The sequence below is a fragment of the Hymenobacter terricola genome (assembly GCF_017921975.2).
In the GTDB taxonomy this organism is placed as follows: Bacteria; Bacteroidota; Bacteroidia; order Cytophagales; family Hymenobacteraceae; genus Hymenobacter; species Hymenobacter terricola.
This window is the reverse complement of sequence record NZ_JAGEMO020000056.1, coordinates 1-17,553: the sequence shown is the minus strand read 5'-3', so window position 1 is coordinate 17,553 and position 17,553 is coordinate 1. Positions and strand designations below refer to the sequence as shown.

Annotated in this window: 13 protein-coding genes; 11 read left to right on the top strand and 2 right to left on the bottom strand. The window is 62.6% G+C overall.

Annotation, left to right across the window (positions count from 1 at the left end; genetic code table 11):
* Positions 1 to 107 precede the first annotated feature (107 nt).
* Both J4G38_RS21565 and J4G38_RS21560 read right to left on the bottom strand, forming a co-directional pair.
* On the bottom strand, positions 108 to 1,169 hold the full coding sequence (locus J4G38_RS21565; protein WP_210520981.1) for a FecR family protein: 1,062 nt from the start codon (positions 1,167 to 1,169) through the stop codon (positions 108 to 110).
* 146 nt (positions 1,170 to 1,315) lie between these two features.
* Positions 1,316 to 1,927 carry a sigma-70 family RNA polymerase sigma factor gene (locus J4G38_RS21560; RefSeq protein WP_210520980.1) on the bottom strand — a complete coding sequence of 204 codons (612 nt, stop codon included), beginning with the start codon at positions 1,925 to 1,927 and terminating at the stop codon, positions 1,316 to 1,318.
* Between the two features lie 696 nt (positions 1,928 to 2,623).
* On the opposite strand from J4G38_RS21560, the gene J4G38_RS21555 reads away from it, so the two are divergent.
* The 11 genes from J4G38_RS21555 to J4G38_RS21505 form a co-directional block, all read left to right on the top strand.
* Positions 2,624 to 3,415 (top strand): polysaccharide biosynthesis/export family protein, encoded by a 792-nt coding sequence (locus J4G38_RS21555; RefSeq protein ID WP_210520979.1) that lies wholly within the window; start codon positions 2,624 to 2,626, stop codon positions 3,413 to 3,415.
* 37 nt (positions 3,416 to 3,452) lie between these two features.
* A complete protein-coding gene (locus tag J4G38_RS21550; protein WP_210520978.1) occupies positions 3,453 to 5,849 on the top strand; it encodes a polysaccharide biosynthesis tyrosine autokinase in 2,397 nt (798 codons plus the stop codon).
* A 131-nt stretch (positions 5,850 to 5,980) separates the two neighbouring features.
* Positions 5,981 to 7,579, top strand: a complete 1,599-nt coding sequence (locus tag J4G38_RS21545; protein WP_210520977.1) for a lipopolysaccharide biosynthesis protein — start codon at positions 5,981 to 5,983, stop codon at positions 7,577 to 7,579.
* Positions 7,576 to 8,793 carry a glycosyltransferase family 4 protein gene (locus J4G38_RS21540; protein WP_210520976.1) on the top strand — a complete coding sequence of 406 codons (1,218 nt, stop codon included), beginning with the start codon at positions 7,576 to 7,578 and terminating at the stop codon, positions 8,791 to 8,793. The genes J4G38_RS21545 and J4G38_RS21540 overlap by 4 nt, the downstream gene beginning before the upstream one ends.
* A complete protein-coding gene (locus J4G38_RS21535; RefSeq protein WP_210520975.1) occupies positions 8,790 to 10,073 on the top strand; it encodes an O-antigen ligase family protein in 1,284 nt (427 codons plus the stop codon). Before J4G38_RS21540 ends, J4G38_RS21535 begins: the two co-directional genes overlap by 4 nt.
* 12 nt (positions 10,074 to 10,085) lie before the next feature.
* Positions 10,086 to 11,321: a glycosyltransferase family 4 protein gene (locus J4G38_RS29030; protein ID WP_210520974.1), complete on the top strand. Its 1,236-nt coding sequence runs from the start codon at positions 10,086 to 10,088 to the stop codon at positions 11,319 to 11,321.
* Entirely contained in the window at positions 11,318 to 12,322 is a 1,005-nt protein-coding gene (locus tag J4G38_RS21525) for a nucleotide-diphospho-sugar transferase (protein WP_210520973.1), read from the top strand. Before J4G38_RS29030 ends, J4G38_RS21525 begins: the two co-directional genes overlap by 4 nt.
* Positions 12,319 to 13,605, top strand: a complete 1,287-nt coding sequence (locus J4G38_RS21520; protein ID WP_210520972.1) for a glycosyltransferase family 4 protein — start codon at positions 12,319 to 12,321, stop codon at positions 13,603 to 13,605. Before J4G38_RS21525 ends, J4G38_RS21520 begins: the two co-directional genes overlap by 4 nt.
* A 74-nt stretch (positions 13,606 to 13,679) precedes the next feature.
* Complete coding sequence (locus tag J4G38_RS21515; protein WP_317198221.1) at positions 13,680 to 14,507, top strand: glycosyltransferase family 2 protein; 828 nt, start codon at positions 13,680 to 13,682, stop codon at positions 14,505 to 14,507.
* Between the two features lie 105 nt (positions 14,508 to 14,612).
* Positions 14,613 to 15,782 (top strand): glycosyltransferase family 4 protein, encoded by a 1,170-nt coding sequence (locus J4G38_RS21510; protein WP_210520970.1) that lies wholly within the window; start codon positions 14,613 to 14,615, stop codon positions 15,780 to 15,782.
* A gap of 714 nt (positions 15,783 to 16,496) precedes the next feature.
* The coding region (locus tag J4G38_RS21505) for a hypothetical protein (RefSeq protein WP_226163646.1) at positions 16,497 to 17,553 on the top strand (1,057 nt) is incomplete at its 3' end.

Genomic DNA, 17,553 nt, shown 5'->3' with positions numbered 1-17,553 from the left:
GCCAGCCGCAATAGCCCTGCGTGTTTCAGCAGCAGCGGCGCTGTTGATTTCCGGAATCGATTGCAGGAAATTAAAGCATAGGCAATTGGGCGTGAAGGCGAGACTGATTATTCGACCTGGCAGGGCTGGCTATGAAACAGAATGTGGCCATCAACCTTTTCGTAGGTCGCCCCCAGGGTTTCGCACAGCATGTCGAGCTTGGTAAACAGGGGCTCGTCGCGCAGGCTCAGGTTGATGGTGCAGTTGTGCAAAGCCCTGGCGTCGTACATGATAGATACGCCGTAAGCCTTTTCCAGCGCCGTTAGCACCTCCGCCACGGGCCGGTCGTTAAACACGAAAGACTGCGGCGCCACCAGTGCGGGCGTCGGCACCAGCTCGCGCCGTAGCTGCCGGCGCGCCGGCGAGTACACGGCCTGCTGGTTGGGCAGCACCACCAAGCTGGCCGGGGCGGTGTTGGCGGCAGCCACGCGCTGGCTCACGCGCACGGCGCCGGTGCGCACCTGCACCTGCACCTCGGCCTGTCCGGCGTAGGCCTGCACCCGGAAGCTGGTGCCCAGCACGGTGGTCACCACCTTGTCGGTGAACACCAAAAACGGGTGCTGCTTGTCGTGAAACACGTCGAAAAAAGCCGCCCCTGTGAGGTAGGCTATCCGGCGGTTGCCCCGCAGCTGGCGCTGGTACTTCAGGGTGCTGGCCGGGGCCAGGGTCACCGCGCTGCCATCGGGCAGGGCCACGTGCGTTTCGTAGGCCGACGAATTGGTGAACACCTGCCAGGAGGTCGGCGCGGCTGGTTTTGGGGTTACCAGAGGTTTAGGGGGCCATCCGGCCGCCCATTGCACGGGCAGGCGGGCCACCTGCAAGCCCACCAAACTCACTCCGATAACCAGCGCCGCCGCTGCCGCCCAGCGCACCCGAGCGGGCCACGACGCCCAGCCGTCGGGCAGTGCCGCTTTCGGGGATGTATCGAGAAACGATGAAGCGGGGGCTGTTTGCCGGTTGATGCGCTGCCAGACCGTGGCCATCAGCGCCTCCTTCTCGGCGGGCGACAAGTTGAACTCCTGCTCCGCGCCGAGGCAGCGGTACCAGGCTTCAATGCGCTGAATTTCGGCGGGGGTGCACGCGCCTTGTTGGTAGCGTTGCAGCAGCGTACGAAAATCTGACTGGTTCATGGCAGTGCCGCCGTAAGGGTGCTGGCTTAATAGTCAAACAACTCCTGCCAGCCCCCTAAACCCGGAAGCAAAAAAATGCGCAGTGAGCCGAATTCTTATGCTGACGAACAAAGAATCAATGTAATAGCTAATTGATGAGCAGGTACTTATTGCAGTAGTAACAAAATGAGCGGGACCAGAAAATCTTTGAGCGAAACGCGCAGCAGCCTCAGGGCCCGGGTGATGTGGTATTCCACAGCTTTGGGCGAGAGCTTGAGCCGCACCGCAATCTGGGGCACCGTCTGGTGTTCCAGCCGGCTCAACTGAAAAATCTCCCGGGTGTGGCCTGGCAGGTGCGCCAGGCCCACATTAAGGGCCGATGACAGGTCGGCGGCCGCGATTTCTTCTTCCGTGCGGCGGTCGGCTTCCTCGGCCACGGTGCGGCGGTAGGCCACGTAGCCGGAGTGGGTCAGCTTGTTTTTAATCAGGTTGATAACCCGGTATTTCACGGCCGAGCCCAAATATTCCCGGAGCTTCTGAATATCGGCGGTTTCGCGCTTGTGCCAGAGGGCGGCAAACAAATCCTGCACGATTTCTTCGGCTACCTCGCGCGAGTTTATTTTTCGAAAAGCCTGCTCCAGCAGCAGAAACCCGTAGCGATGATAGATTTCCGCGAAAGCCTGCACATCGCCCCGCCGCAGGGCCTGCACCAGCGCGCTATCATCCCAGGAAGCGTACAGCCTCGGATGACTTTGTGCTTGGTTGCCAGGTGATTGCATTAGTGAGTGATAAGCCAGTTACTGCATCGGTTTGGGAGTGCGGCAGCGGTGGATTTCCGTATACGGTTTGAATATAATAAGAGGCAGTAGTACGCTATCAATGGAGGCCGAATAATTATTGCAGGTTCCCCAAGTACTGTCGAGTTGGACGGCTTTCGCTTCGGCCCGCTGGCTCGCAAGTGCCGACACCGGACCCCCTCCCAAGCGTGTATACATATTGATATATTGGAAGTAGATTGGCCCAGGCGAAGCAAAAGATTATAGCGGTGTTCAGGCACAGCGTTGTGTGCATTTTCAAGGTTCAGGTTTCTCACCAGCATCGGCTATTCCCTGCTCAGATGGGCCCCGTGCTGGCTTCGCAAAGCGCCTGTGCGAGTCCTTCGGAGCAGACGTCAATACGCCCAACTTGTGTAAAGGAGCCAGAGGAGAATTCTTCACTATAAAAAATAAATAGTGAATATTTAATGTTAGTCATTTTGAAAATGCTTTTGTATTTTTAAGTTGCTGAAGATTAAGTGAAAAGGTATTTTTATCTTGTTATTTTACAATTTAAAAATAAATTCATTATATACGTTTGTCAGCAATCCCCTTATATTAGTGCCTTGATTCGCTGCTACTCACTCTCTAAGGAGTGCCATTGATTTCGGGTCAGGCCGCGTAGGCAAATGGCCGTTGATGTTTGCTTATTTCTACTACATGTCCCAAAACTTACTTGTTTATCGACTCCTGTTTTTAGTGTTGTGTGGGCTGTGGGTAGGGGGCTGCGTGTCGCAGCGCCAGCTACCCTATTTGCAGAGTCCCAGCTATTCGGCGGCGAAGCCGGTGGAGGTAGCCAACGCCCGCGCGGTGTACCACATCCAGGCCAACGATGTGCTTTCCATCCGGGTCCAAAGCGCCCAGACCGAATTTAATGAGCTGTTCAACATCTCGGATACCCGCTCCTATTTGGGAGGCGACCCCAGCGCGCTGTACCTGACGGGATACTCGGTGAATCCGGACGGGCAAATTAACCTGCCTACGGTCGGCAACGTGGCGGTGCAGGGCCTCACCGTAGAGCAGGTGCAGGCCCTGGTTCAGAAAAAAATTGACGCTTACGTGACGAATAAGGGGGCCAACGTGCTGGTCAAGCTCCTCAGCTTCAAGCTCACGGTGCTCGGCGAGGTGCGCAATCCCGGCCGCTTCCTCATCTACAACGGGCAGGCCACGGTGCTGGAAGCCCTGGGCCTGGCGGGCGACCTCACCGAGTTTGGCAACCGCCAGAACGTGAAGCTGGTGCGCCAAACTGACAAAGGCGCGGAAGTGGTGCTGCTGGACCTGACCAACCCCGACCTGCTGCGCTCGCCCTACTACTATATGATGCCCAACGACGCGCTGTATGTGGAGCCGCTGAAGGCCCGCACCAGCCGCGCCAACGCCAATAACCTCGGTATTGTCTTTGGCGGTATTTCGGCAGTGGTACTGCTCCTCAGTTATTTGCGCACGAACTGAAGCCTGTTGGATTGTTTCGCTTTATTCTTTGCTCAGCATGAATTCGACCCCATCTCCGACCTCAACGCCAGTATCTGACGAGATTGACCTGAATGCGTTGTTTTTCCGGTTGCGCCACCGTTGGCCGCTGTTTGTGGGCGGGTTGGCGTTGGCCGCCCTGCTGGCCTATGTGTACCTGCAGGTGTCGCCCCCGGTCTACGCCTTCCACGCCACCATGCTGCTCGGCGACCAAACGTCGGGCTCGCGCAAGGCGCAGGAGCTGCTGCAAATGCTGGAAGTGCGCGATAAAGGCATGAAAATGGAGGACGAAATCGGCCTCATTACTTCCTCCGGCATGGTGCGGCAGGCCGTGAGCCGGCTGCCCTACGCCGTGTCGTACTACGCCGTGCCCAATACCTGGCTCAACCAGTTCCGTCCGCTGCAAGTGCGTGAGCAGCCCGCCGGGGCGCTGCCCTTCCGGGTGGCACCCAACTGGGCCGTGCCGCAGCTCACGGGCGTGCGCCTGTTTGTGACGCCGGCCGGCCCGGGCCGCTACCGGGTGCAAGCCAAAGCCTCCAAAGGCCAGCTGAATAAACTGGGCTCGGGCGAGCTGGTGCGCGACGTGCAGGACGTAGACATCGACGAAACCGTGGCGGCCGGCGACACGCTCCGCACTCCGCTGGTATGCGTGGTGCTGACCCCGGAGCCGGGCGCAAAATTCGAAGCCAATGGAACGAAGTATTTCTTCAAGCTGAATGGCCTGGGCGATGCCATGGGGCGCTACGCCGGCACGCTGGCGGTGAAGCCCATCGACCACGAGTCGCGCATTGTGGAGCTGCAAGTCAAGAGCTCGGTGCCGGGCCAGGCCACCGCGTTTCTGGACACGCTCATGGCCGTGTACGCAACTAACGACCTGCACGAAAAAAACGTGACGGGCCAGAAAACGCTGGCTTTCCTGGACGATAAGATTGGCAAGCTGGCCGGCACCCGCCGGCAGGCGGCGGGTGCGCTGGCCACGTTCCGGTCCACCAGGGGCGTGGTGGACGTGGGCGCGCAGTCATCCTCGGGCATTCAGCAGCTCAGCACATTGGAAACGGCCCAGGCGCGGGCCATCACCAGCCGCAAATACTGCCAGAACATGCTCAATTACCTGCGCGACAACCAGGGCATCGACCAGCTGATATCGCCCAGCAGCGTGGGCATTGAAAACTCTGTGCTCGACAACCTCATCCTGCAGCTGCACCAGATGAACACCCACCGGGCCGAGCTGGGTGTGAACGCCAGCGCCATCAACCCGGCGGTGAAAAAGCTGGACGAAACCATTCGCGCCACCAAGCAGTCGCTGGCCCAGCTGCTGACCAACATGAACCAGGCCGCCGAAATCGGCCTGCGCGACGTGAACAGCCAGCTGGCCCAGGTACGCAACCAGATAAGCCAGATGCCGGAAAACGAGCGGCAACTGGCCGCTCTGAAAAGCGCAAACGACTTCAACGACAAGAACTACACGTTTCTGGAAGAAAAGCGCAACGAAGCGGCCATTGCATTGGCTACCAATGCCTCGGATAAACACGTGGTGGATAGTGCCCAAATGGCCGGCAGCGGCCCCGAGGCGCCGAAGCCCCTGTTGGTGGCACTGCTGGCGCTGCTGGCCGGCCTGGGGGTGCCCACCGGCCTGGGGCTGCTGCTGGAGCGGGCCAACCGCCGCGTGCAGCGCCCCGAAGACCTGGCCTCCATCACCACCATTCCGATGCTGGGCATGGTGGCCCACGGCACCAAGGACGACGCCGAGCTGAACAATCCCAAAGGCGCCCTCGCCGAGTCGTTCCGCTCAATCCGCATCAACCTGCAATACCTCTCGGACGGGCGCAATAAAAAGATAATCGGCGTCACGTCGTCGGTGCCGGGCGAGGGTAAAACGTTCTGCGCCGTGAACCTGGCCTCGGAGCTGGCGGCGAGCGGCCGGCGGGTGCTGCTGCTGGAATGCGACCTGCGCCGCCCCACCGTGGCCAACTACTTTGGCAGTCCGCAAGGCCCCGGCCTGTCCGCTTACCTATCGGGCGAGGCTTCTTTGAACGAGGCGATGAGCGCCAGCGGCGTCGACAACCTGGACGTGGTATGCTGCGGGGCCATCCCGCCCAATCCCATGGTGCTGCTGGAAAGCCGCGCCATGGACGCTCTGGTGGAGCAGATGCGCGCCGAATACGACTACGTGGTGCTCGATACGCCCCCGATGGGGTACGTGGCGGAGTTTTTCGTGCTGCTGCGCCATTTCGACGCCAGCCTGTACATCGTGCGCCAGAATTATACGGCCAAGGACATGCTGAGCCAGATTGACGAGCTGTACCGCGCCAACAAAGTATCCAACATATACACGGTGCTCAACGACGTGAATTTCGCCAAAACCTACGGCTACAGCCACAAGGCCAATGCCTACGCCTACGGCTATAGCCGGTAGCCTATTGGGCTGTTTTAGTTGTCAGTTGCTCGTGGTTAGTGTGCAGGCAACATATTGACTAACAACTACCAACTAACAACCCGTTTACTGTTAAGCGACTGCTCAGTGCTACGTTTTTCGCTGTTTTCGTTATGACGACCAGTTCACAATCGGCTCCTTTGGGCGTTGCGGCCCTCCGCGGCATCAAGTGGACCACGGCCGCGGCCGTGGTTACGGCCGTGCTGCAAGTGGGCTATACCGCCGTGATGGCCCGCCTGCTGGACCCCGCCGCCTTTGGGCTGGTGGCGCTGGCGGGCGTGGTGCTGCGCTTCGGGGGCTACTTTGCCGAAATGGGCCTGGGCCACGCCCTGGTGCAGCGGCCCAAGCTTACTGCCAATGATTTGCGGGCCACCTTCACGGGTTCGCTGCTGCTGGGCGCGGTGGTGGCGGGGCTGTTCTGGCTGCTCGCGCCGCTCTCGCTGCTGGTGCTGAAAAACCCGGCGGTGGTGCCGCTGGTGCGGGCCCTGGCCCTGGGGTTCGTGGTGGCGTCGCTGGGGCTCACGGCCACCAGCGTGCTGCGCCGCGAGATGCGCTTTGAGGTGTTGGCCAAACTCGATGTCCTGGCCTACGTGCTGGCCTACGGCGGCGTGGGCCTGGGCTGCGCCTGGGCCGGGGCCGGGGTGTGGAGCCTGGTGGCAGCCAGTCTGGCCCAGCAGCTCATCACCAGCGTGGGCACCTACGCCGTGGTGCGGCACCCGCTGCGGCCGCTGTTTGGCTGGCAGCATTATTCGGCGCTGGTGGGCTACGGCAGCCAGGTGTCGCTCATTAGTTTTCTGGAATTTATCAACGGCAACCTCGACACGCTGCTCATTGGGCGGCTGCTGGGGCCGGTGGCGCTGGGCCTCTACAATCGGGCGTTTATGCTGCTCTACCTGCCCATGTACTTCCTCACGAACAGCGTGGCCAAAGTGGCTTTCCCGGCGTTCAGCCAGGTGCAGCAGGACGTTCCCCGCCTGCGCGGGCTGTACCTGCGCAGCAGCACGCTGGTGGCCACTTTGGTGCTGCCGCTGTGCGCGGGCGTGGCCGTGGCCGCCCCCGAAATGGTGCGGGTGCTGCTGGGCCCCAAGTGGGATGCCTCCATTCCCGTGCTGCGGGCCTTGTGCGTAGCCATTCCCTTGAGCCTGACCACGATGTTTGCCGGAATTGTGGCCGATGCCCGTGCCAACCTGCGGCGCAAAGTGGTGTTGAATGTCGAGTTTATCCTGTTGCTGGTGGGCTTGTTCTGGCTGCTGCGGGGCTACGGCATCGTGGGCATAGCGGCGGCCATTGGGATAGGGGAGGTGGTGCGCACGCTCTTATATATGCGCATCACGCATAAAGACCTGGCCGTGGGCTATCCGGCCTTGTTTGCCATTTACCTGCCGGGGCTGCGCAATGCCCTGGTGGTGGGGGCCAGCATCCTGCTCGCCTCGGTGGCGCTGCGCGGGCTGGACTGGCCAAGGCTGGTGGTATTTGGCCTGCAAATGCTAACCGGCGCCCTGGCCCTGAGCGGCCTGCTGCTGCGCTGGCCCTCGCCCGAGCTGCGGCCCATGATAATAAAAGCATTGCGGCGGCTGGATACCACGCCGCGGGCGCCCGAGTGGAGCCGCACCGGCCTGCGCCGCTACGCGGACTGGCTCGACCCCGTAGCCGCTCGCGCCGACAGCTCTTTTGACACTTCATTGGGCGTTCCCGCCCCGCTGATGTCATGAATATTCTGCTTGTATCGATGATGGTGCCGGAGGCACCCAGCGGCGTGCGGGTTCATTACCAGCGCCTGGCGGCCGGGCTGCGGGCCCTGGGGCATACCGTGACGGTGCTCACGCCGGCCGGTGCCAGCCGGTGGCAGTCGCGCCCCTGGGGCGCGCTGCGCCGCCTGCTGGCGCTGGCTGGCCCGGCAGGTGAGCACCTGGGCGGCGAAATCCACAGTTGCGCCAACATTTTCAGCGCCCTCGACCGTGGCATTACTTACGACGTGGTGAATGCCCAGGACGCCACCACCGGCTGGCTGCTGCGCCAAGCCCTGGGCCGCCGCGTGCCGGTGGTGGTCACCGGCCACTTCAACGACCACCCCGGCCAGGAAGTGGTGCGGCAGCTGGGCCTGCGCGGCTGGGCGGCCCGCACGGTGGTGCGCTGGCACAATTTCTTTCTGGGCCGGGCCGAGCATTTCGTGAGCGTGTCCGGCTATGTGCAGCTCCGGGTGGCCCCTTTGCTGCCAGCCCAGTCCCGGCACAAAGTGGTGCCCCACGGGCTCGATTTGCAGAAATTTGCCGCTGTGCCCGCCGACGCCGAGCTGCAGGCCCGGGCCGCCGGCCGCCCCGTGCTGCTGAATATTGGCCACCTTGAAGGGCGCAAAAATCAGATTTTTCTGCTGGCCGTGGCCGAAGCCTTGCGGGCCCTGCGCTCCGACTTCCTGCTCGGCCTGGTGGGCACTGGCCCCGACGAAGCAAGGCTGCGGGCTCGCATCGCGGCCGCCGGCCTGCAAGATGTGGTGTGGCTGGCCGGGCACCGCGCCGAAGTAGCGCCGTTGCTGCGGGCCAGCACCCTCTATGTGCACGCCGCCACCAACGAAAGCTTTGGTCTGGTGCTGCTCGAAGCCATGGCCTGCGATGTGCCGGTGCTGGCCATGGGCGTGGGCGCCGTGCCAGAAGTACTGGCCCACGACCCCGAAGCCCTGTTTGCTCCGGCGGCCACACCCGCTGCCGTGGCCGAGCGCCTGCACCGGCTGCTGGCCAGCCCTGCCGCCCGGGCCGCGCTGCGCCAGCGCCAGCACGCCCACGCCACCGCCCGGTTCGACCTGCCCGCCATGCTGGCCAGCACGGTCGAAGCCTACGAAAGCGCCCGCCGCGCCGCCGCGCCCACCACTGCATCCCAGGCCGCGCGGCTGTCCCGGCCATCAAGCACTTCACCTTCGGCCGCGCTATGAAACTCTCCCTTCGCCCTTTCAAAATGCTGCTGCCGCTGCTGTTGGCGTGCGGGCTGGAGCAGGCCTTCTGGGAGTTCCTGGTGAAGGACTCCGACGACTCCAACCTGCTGCACTACGAGCTGGCAATGCTGATTCTGGGACTGGGCACCGTGCTTTGGTATTGGAAGCGCCTGGAGCCGACCATGAGCCGCGCCGTGCTATGCACGATGGCCTACCTGCTGGGGATGATGCTGGAGTCCTACGCCACGCACGGCACCTGGATAATTTACCTGCACGTCTTCTCTAAGGTGTTGTCCTTGTTTATGATATACGGCACCTATGCCTATTATTATAACCGGGGCATGCCGCCGCTGAAGCAGTTCGTGGGCATCCTTTTCGTGGTGCTGCTGCTCAACCTGGCTTTTATTCACCCCGAGGCCCTGAGTCTCAAGGCCTTTTTGGATAATGACCGGGGCTTTTCAGCCACCTCGGCCCTGATGCTGCTACTGCCCACGATGCTGTGCCTGAACTGGTACCTGCAGCGGGGCAATGGCCTGACAATGGGCTTGTTCCTGATGGGGCTTGGGCTGATTATTTTCCTGCAGCACCGCTCCGTGTGGATGGCCACGCTCATGGCCCTGCCCGTGAACCTGCTGGTGCTGCGGCGCGTGCCCAGCGCCCGCTTCTCGCTGCACCGCGTGTCGGCGCTGGTACTCGTGCCGCTGGCCATTCTCTTCGTGGGCGGGCTGGCCACAGTGCTGCAAAACCCGGCCGTCATCAAGAAATTCGAAACCAGCTACGAGGACATCACCAAGGCCGACAAGCAGGGCACCGGCAGCTGGCGCATCAAGCAAATGGAGTCCTACCAGCCCCTGGTGGCCGAGCGCCCGCTCATGGGCTGGCGGCTGGAAGGCTTCGAAGTGCCCATGCAGTTTTACGACCCCACTTCCGACCTGCCGATGTGGGCCGACGGTACGGGCCACCACTTCCACAGTTTCTACATGGACCGCCTGTTTTACTTCGGCTGGCTGGGGTTGCTGCTGGCCATTGTGCCGCTGTTTGTGCAGATTGTCAGGCGGCTGGCGTACCCGGCCCCGCTCACGGCCGAGGCCGCCGCGCTGGTGGGCCTGTTTGCGGGCTGCCTGGTATTTGGCCTTTCTTACGACTGGCCGCCCTATATGTACCCCCTGCTGGGGCTGATGCTGGCCGCCACCGCCCGCCCCAAGGCCGCCCCGGCCGCCCCGCAGCCCACCGTCATTCCCGAGCCTTCTTCCCGCTCCGAACCCGTTTTTGCAACCTAACCCCTTGCCGCTGTGAAACTCCTACGAATTCTGTGGCTGACAGCTCACCCGCACCCCAACGAGGGCGAGGTCGGCACTCCGTGGATAATTAGCCTGATTGCCCAGCTGGCCCGCCGGCCCAATGAAATAGCCCTGACTGTGCTGGGCACCGGCGCTGACATGGCCGAGCCCGTGGAATACTACGAGGCCGATGGCGTGAACTACATTTTCCTGAACACGCCGGGCCGGCGCCAGGACCTGGTCACGCTCTTCAGCCGCCGCGTGGCCATTCTGCGGGCTTACGTGCGGCACCACCACGAAGAATACGACCTGATTCACGTGCACGGCTCCGAGTCGCAGCTGCACGTGGCCACGGCCGGGCTGCCCACCCCGGCGCTGCTTTCGGTGCAGGGCATTGTGTGGGAATACCTGAAAGTGCTGCCTTTTGGCGACCCGCTGCGCCGGTTTATGTGGCTGGCGGCCAGCTACTACGAGCTGCGCTACCTGCGCCAGGTGCGCGATGTGTCGTGCCGCACCACCTGGGACACGGCCCTGAGCCGGCGCCTGAGTCCGGGCTGCCACGTCCACATCAACTGGGAAATGATTCGACCCCAGTTTTTTGAGCTGAACTGCGCCGCCGAGCCCGCCCCGGAGCCCGGCCGGCCGCACTTCCTGTTCCTGGGCGGCGCGCAGGTGATGAAAGGCTTTCGCGAAACGCTGGAAGCCTTCAACCTCATCCGACAGCAGATTCCGGCCAAGCTCATCATCGTGGGCCAGACCCAGCCCGAGCGCGTGCACCGCCACATCCGCCGCAAGCGCCTCACCGCCATCGGCCCCGACGACCTGGAGCTGCGCGGCATGCAAAGCATCGACGAGCTCCAGGAGCTGATGCGGCAGTCATTCTGCCTGCTGCATCCTTCTTATATAGATAACAGCCCCAACACGGTGTGCGAAGCCCAGGTGGCCGGCCTGCCGGTGGTGGTGACGCTGGTGGGCGGCGTGGGCTCGCTGGTGGAGCACGAGCGCACCGGCCTGGCTGCCCGCCTCGACCCCCGCGCCATTGCCGACCAGGTGCTGCGCCTCTGCGCCGACGAGCCCCTGCGCCAGCGCCTGGCCCAAGAAGCCATGCGCGTGGCCCGCGAGCGCCACGACCCCGCCACCATCACGCAGCGCACCCTGGATATTTACCGCGCCATTCTGGCGCGCGAAAAAGCGGGGACCGGCGCCCCCGCTGCCCCAGCCGCGGCGGCAATGCCGGTCGCGTCATGAGCGCGGCCCTGACACCGCCACTGGCCACGCCGGTGCTGTTCCTTATTTTTAATCGGCCCGATACCACGCGGGCGGTGCTGGCAGCCATTCGGCGCGCCCGCCCCACCCGGCTGTACGTGGCCGCCGACGGGCCCCGGCCCGGCCACCCCACCGACGCGGCCACCTGCGCCGCCGCCCGCGCCGTGGTGCTGGAGGGCATCGACTGGCCCTGCGAAGTGATGACCCAACTGCGTTCGCACAACCTGAACTGCGGCCAGGGCCCGGCGGCGGCCATCAGCTGGTTTTTCGAGCACGAAGAAGCCGGCATCATCCTCGAAGACGACTGCGTGCCCGTGCCCAGCTTCTTTGGCTACTGCCGGGAACTGCTGGCGCGCTACGCCACCGATACCCGCGTGATGCACATCGGGGGTAATAATTTCAGCCAGGAAGCGCAACGGCCGCTGCCACCGGGCGCCGACTCCTATTATTTCTCCACGCAGGTCAACAGCTGGGGCTGGGCCACCTGGCGGCGGGCCTGGAAGCTGTTCGATTTCCACCTCACCAGCTTTACTGAGCTGCGGCAGCAGGGCCGGCTGGATGGCTACTACAGCTCGGCGCTGGAAACCCGCTACCGCCTGGCCAAGATTGCGGGCGTGTTGCAGCTGCCCGTGCCGGCCCACGTCTGGGACTACCAGTGGCACTTTGCAGTGGCCGCAAATTCGGGTCTGTGCGTGGTGCCGGCCGTGAATCTGGTCGGCAACGTCGGCTTCGGCGACCAGGGCACGCACACCCTGGATGCCACCGACGAGCTGGCCAACGTGCCCACCGCCGAGCTGGCCCTGCCGCTGCGCCACCCCGCCTTCGTGCTGGCCGACCGGCCCCGCGACCGCCAGCGGTTCCGCGAGTTCCTGTTGAGCCGCGTGACGGCCAAACTACGCCGCGGCCTGGCCCGCCTGCGCCCCACCGCCGCGGCCGAACCCGTCGCAACGCCCGCTCTCACCCTTGTCCCTGCTTCGTCATGAACGTCCTGATTTCGGCTTATGCCTGCAACCCCACCTCGGGCGGCGAAAGCGGCTGCGGCTTCCACTGGACCTGGGAAACCATCCGGCAGGGGCATCGTGTGTGGTGCCTCACCCATCCCGATGGTAAGGCTGATATTGAACGGTTTATGGCCGAGCACCAGGCCGAGCTGGCCCCCGGCCAGCTGCAGGTTACCTACGTCCAGGTGCCGGCTTTGGTCGATTTTCTGCATCGCTGGCAGTTTGGCGTGTACCTGCACTACTTCGTGTGGCAATACCTGGCCTGGCGGCACGCCCGCAAGCTGAACCAGCAAGTAGCCTTCGACTACGTGCATCACGCCACCTACGCCAGCCTGCAAATGGGCTCCTGGATGTGGCGCCTGGGCCGGCCGATGGTTTTTGGCCCGGTGGGCGGTGCCCAGCGCGCGCCCAAGGCATTCAAAGCCTACCTGCCGGGCTGGTTCAAAACCGAAACCCTGCGCGACGCCATCAGCTGGCTCCTGATGACCTTCGACCCCAACGTGCGCCAAAACGTGCGCCGGGCCGCTGTGGTGCTGGTCAGCAACTCCGAAACGGCCGTGCTGGCCCGCCGCCTGGGCGGCAAGCGGGTAGAGCTGTTCCTCGATTCTGGCCTGCCCGAGTCCTTCATCTCGCCCGAATGCCCGGTGCGCACTCCCGGGCCCACACTGCAGCTGCTGTGGCTGGCCCGGCTGTTCCCGCGCAAGGCGCTGCCGCTGGTGCTCGATGCCCTCTCGCGGGTTGATGTGCGGGTGCCGTTTCACCTCACCGTCATCGGCGACGGGCCGCTCGGACCGCTGGTGCCCGGCTGGATTGCCCGGTACGGCCTGGAAGGCCGCGTAACCTGGCGCGGCAGCGTGGAATGGTCCGAAGTGCAGGCCGCCATGCTCAGCCACGACATCTTCCTTTTCGGCAGCCTGCGTGATGCTTTTGCTGCCCAGTTCCTGGAGGCCATGGCCACCGCCCTGCCCGTCATCACCCTCGACCACCAGGGCGCGCACGACTTCATTCCGGCCACCGCCGGCATCAAAGTGCCCGTCACCACCCCCCACGAAACCGCCACCGCCCTGGCCCGCGCCGTCGAGTATTGCTACGACCACCCGGTGGCCCGCGCTGCCATGGGCCGGGCTGGCTACGAGTTTGCCCGCACCCAAACCTGGCCGCGCCGCGCCGCCCGGCTGCAGCGGCGGGTGGCGCGCCTGCTGCGGCCAGCCGGCCGGCCCGCCAAAACCCATTCCGTGGCTGCCCAGCCCGCGCCCATCACCTGATTGCTTGCCCTTGAGCAGGGGCGAGGCCTCTGCCATTTCCCCCGTTGCTAATTGCCTGTGCCATGCTTTACATCGTGATTCCTGTTTTCAATCGGCTGGCGTTCACGCGCGATTGTCTGTTGTCGCTGCGGGCGCAAACGACGCTGGCTTTCCGCACCATCGTGGTCGACGACGGCTCTACCGATGGCACGGCCGAAATGCTGGCCCGCGAATTTCCGGAAGTGCTGGTCGAAACCGGCGACGGCAACCTCTTCTGGACTGCTGGCGTGAACCTGGGCATCCGCCGGGCCCTGGCCGAAGGGGCCACCCGCGTCATGACCCTCAACAATGACCTCGTGGCCGAGCCCGATTTTGTGGCCCAGATGCTGGCCGCTGCCGAAAGCCACCCCACCGCCGTCCTCGGCGCCCTGGAACTGGACCTGAATACCGGCGAGCCCGTTTATGGCGGCGAGCGCCTCGACTGGCTGCTGCACCGCCGCCACGATTTGCTGGCCGAATTGCCCGCTGCGGCCCGCCACGGCCTGCACCCCGTCACGTACCTGCCGGGCCGCGGCCTGCTCATTCCCCGGGCCGTGTTCGAGCGCATTGGGCTGTTCGATGAGAAACGCCTGCCCCATTACCTGGCCGATTTTGACTACACCAGCGTGGCCCGCCGCCACGGCTTCCCGGTGTATTGCAACTACGAAGCCCGCCTGCGCACCTACCCCGACGAAAGCGGCCAGGAGCAAACCCGCCGCGTGCGCAGCCTGCGCGGCTACTACCAGCACCTGTTCGGCATCAGAGGGGGCGGCAATCTGCGCAATTTCACCCACTTCGCCCTCAAAAATTGCCCCCGGCCCTACGTGCCGCTGTTCCTGCTCAACGGCTACACGCGCCGGCTGGTGGGCTATTTTTTGCACTAGCCGGCGCCCGGTGCCAGCCGCCGGCCAACGTCTACCGAGCAGGACTTATCCGCTTGCTTGCTGACAACCCAATCTTACCCACTGCTGCCGGTTTATTTTTCGCTCATGTCCGCTGCTTCGTCCGAAATTGCTGCTCCGGCTGTCAGCCGCCCCCCGCTGCGGGCGTTCAAGGTGCTGCACGTGCTGCACGCCCTGCGTTTCAGCGGAGCCGAAATTATGCTCAAAATTGCCGCGCCCGCGTTCCAGGAGCACGGTATTGAGCTGCACATCCTCAGCGACGTTCCTGCCGATGAGAGCGACTATGCCGACATCCTGACGGCGGCGGGTTACACCGTGCATTATTTGCCCTGTATCGAAGGCCGGCGGCCCAATTTGAGCGCCGTGCGCCAATTCCTGCGCCAACACCGCTTCGACGTGGTGCACAACCACACCGAGCAAAACTTCCTGTGGTACAGCCTGGCGGCGCGGCAGGCCGGCATCCCGCGCTTCGTGCACACCGTCCACAATAATTTCAATTTCCAGGGCCTGGTGCGCGTCAAGCGCGTGGCCTACCGGTTGCTGGCCCGGCGGCTGCTGGGCGTGCGGTTCGTGGCCATTGGCACCTCCGTGCAGGAAACCGAGCGGCGCGTGAGCTTCAACCCCACGGTGCTGGTGCCGAACTGGACCGACCCCGCCCGGTTTTACCCCGCCAAGTCGGTCGCTGAGCGCGCCGAGGCCCGCCAAAAGCTGGGACTGCGGCCCGATGATGTGGTGCTGGTATCGGTGGGCAGCTGCATCGAAAGCAAAAACCACCACGACATCTTCACGGCCCTGAGCTTGCTGGCGCCTGCCCTGGCGGCCCGGGTGGTGTACCTGCACATCGGCGATGGGCATCTGCACCAAGCCGAGCAGGCCCACGCCCAGTCGCTGGGGCTGCATGCCGAAGTGCGTTTCCTGGGGCAGTTGCAAAACGTGAGAAGTATCCTGATTGCCAGTGATATATATGTTATGCCATCTCGGTTCGAAGGACTGAGTATTTCGCTGCTGGAAGCCCAGAGCTGTGCGGTGCCAGCCGTGGTATACGACGCTCCGGGCCTGCGCGACCTCGTGCGCGATAATGAAACGGGCCGCCTTGTGCCGCCCACTCCGGCCCACCTAGCCGCCGCCATTGCTGAACTGGCAGCGCACCCCCGCCAGCAGGCCAGTCTGGGCCAGGCCGGGTACCGGCAGGCGCAAGAACAGTTCAGCTTGACCCGGTCGTTGCAGCTGTTGCTGGCCCTCTACGAGCCTGCCTGAACGGCCGCTCGGCGAGGCCATTTCGGGGGCATTTCGTTCGAAAGCCACAATTTTATAACAGGGTATTTACTCGGCCAAAAAACGCTGCTTACGGACTCGTACGCTAGTTTTTTTCGATTTTTTACATACCAACTTCACTGTATAATGCAAGATTTTTAATATTTTTTTACTAGAAATTTTGCCACTTAAAATCGGCAATTGTACATTTGCGTAAGACGGTGGGGTTAATTTTTGTAACTTTAATAAGATGCTGAGTATGAAAAAAGTCTTTTTTGTAGCAAATACGCTATTATAAATGGGACTTTTAGTAGGATTTGAAGGCGCATCCGCGTTTGCCAACCCCTTGCTAAAGCCGCCTGTTGAATAGCGAGCAAGGGCTGAGTCTTACTTCTGGATTAGCTAGAAGCATGATAGATAAAGATTTGTGGGTTGGTGAGGTGGTTGGCATTAGCCATCGCAGCTAAGCTTTGTTGTTTAGCAGTGAAAAATAGAATGGATTATATTACCTATATTATTTTAATAAAATAATGTAATAAAATACAGTTGGAGCTGCGTCTAAAAAGGGCCAGTAATTGGATTATGAATAATGTCCGAAAACACTTTTTTTAACTTACCGCTTAACGAATGCAAAATTCTAGTAGATTCTCGCTTACGGCGTCGGTACGGCGCTGCTTTTCTCTCCAACTGCTGCCTTGGGCTGGCAAGCTGTTTATCATGGTCCTATTCTTAGGCGCCAGCCCGGCGAGGGCCCAAGCCCCCAACCTCAACTATTCTGGCCCCCTCATCATCACCCAAGGTGGCACTTACTCAGGCAACTACCGCAGTACCGACTCTTCGGTGCCCGTTATCCAAATCAGGACCAGGCAGGCCGTTACTCTGCAGAACTGCACACTGGTGGGCCCCGGCGACCTGATTTTCTCGCCCGTGGACCACGCCGACCTGACGGTGCGCGAGTGCCGCGGCTACGGCACCACGCCCACCGCCGACAACACCGGGCGTGGCGTGTTCCTCTACATGCACCGGGGCCAAAACCTGGTGGTGGAGCACAACTACCTGGAAAGCAACCAGGGCATGGTGCTCGACCGCTGGACGGGCGATGGCACCAGCAGCCAAACGGTGAAAATCCGCTACAACCGGGCGTTCAACCTCGACGGCAGCTTCCGCAACAACCCCCAGCAGGGCACGGCCTGCTTCGCGTTGCTGAACACCGTGAATAATCTGGCCAACCTGGAAATTGCCTGGAACCAGATTATTAATACGCCGAACCAGAGCACGGTGAGCGACAATATGAACTTCTACGACTCGGGCGGAACCAGCGCCAGCCCGGCCCGGGTGCACGACAACTACGTGCAGGGCGCCTACCCCATACCGGCCACCAGCTCCAACTTCAACGGCACGGGCATGACCACCGACGGCGCCGGTACGACGGCGGCCACCTCCACGGGTTATGTGGAAATTGACAACAACCAGTTTGTGAGCACGTGCAACGGGGGCATCAACATTGCCTCGGGGCACGACGTGAACGTGCACAATAACCGGGTGGTGACCAGCGGCTACCTGCCCAACGGCGACAAGCTCAACAAGCTCTGGTGCGGCATTAATCCCTCCAACTACTACAGTTCGCCGGCGGCGGCGTTCGGGGCGAACATCCGCATTGCCGACAACACGGTGGGCTACGTGTGCTGGGGCCCAACGCTGCCCTTTACCAACCGTTTCGACATCGACCCGACGTACGCCAGCGTGGTGACGGGCAACGTCAACCTGCCCAACC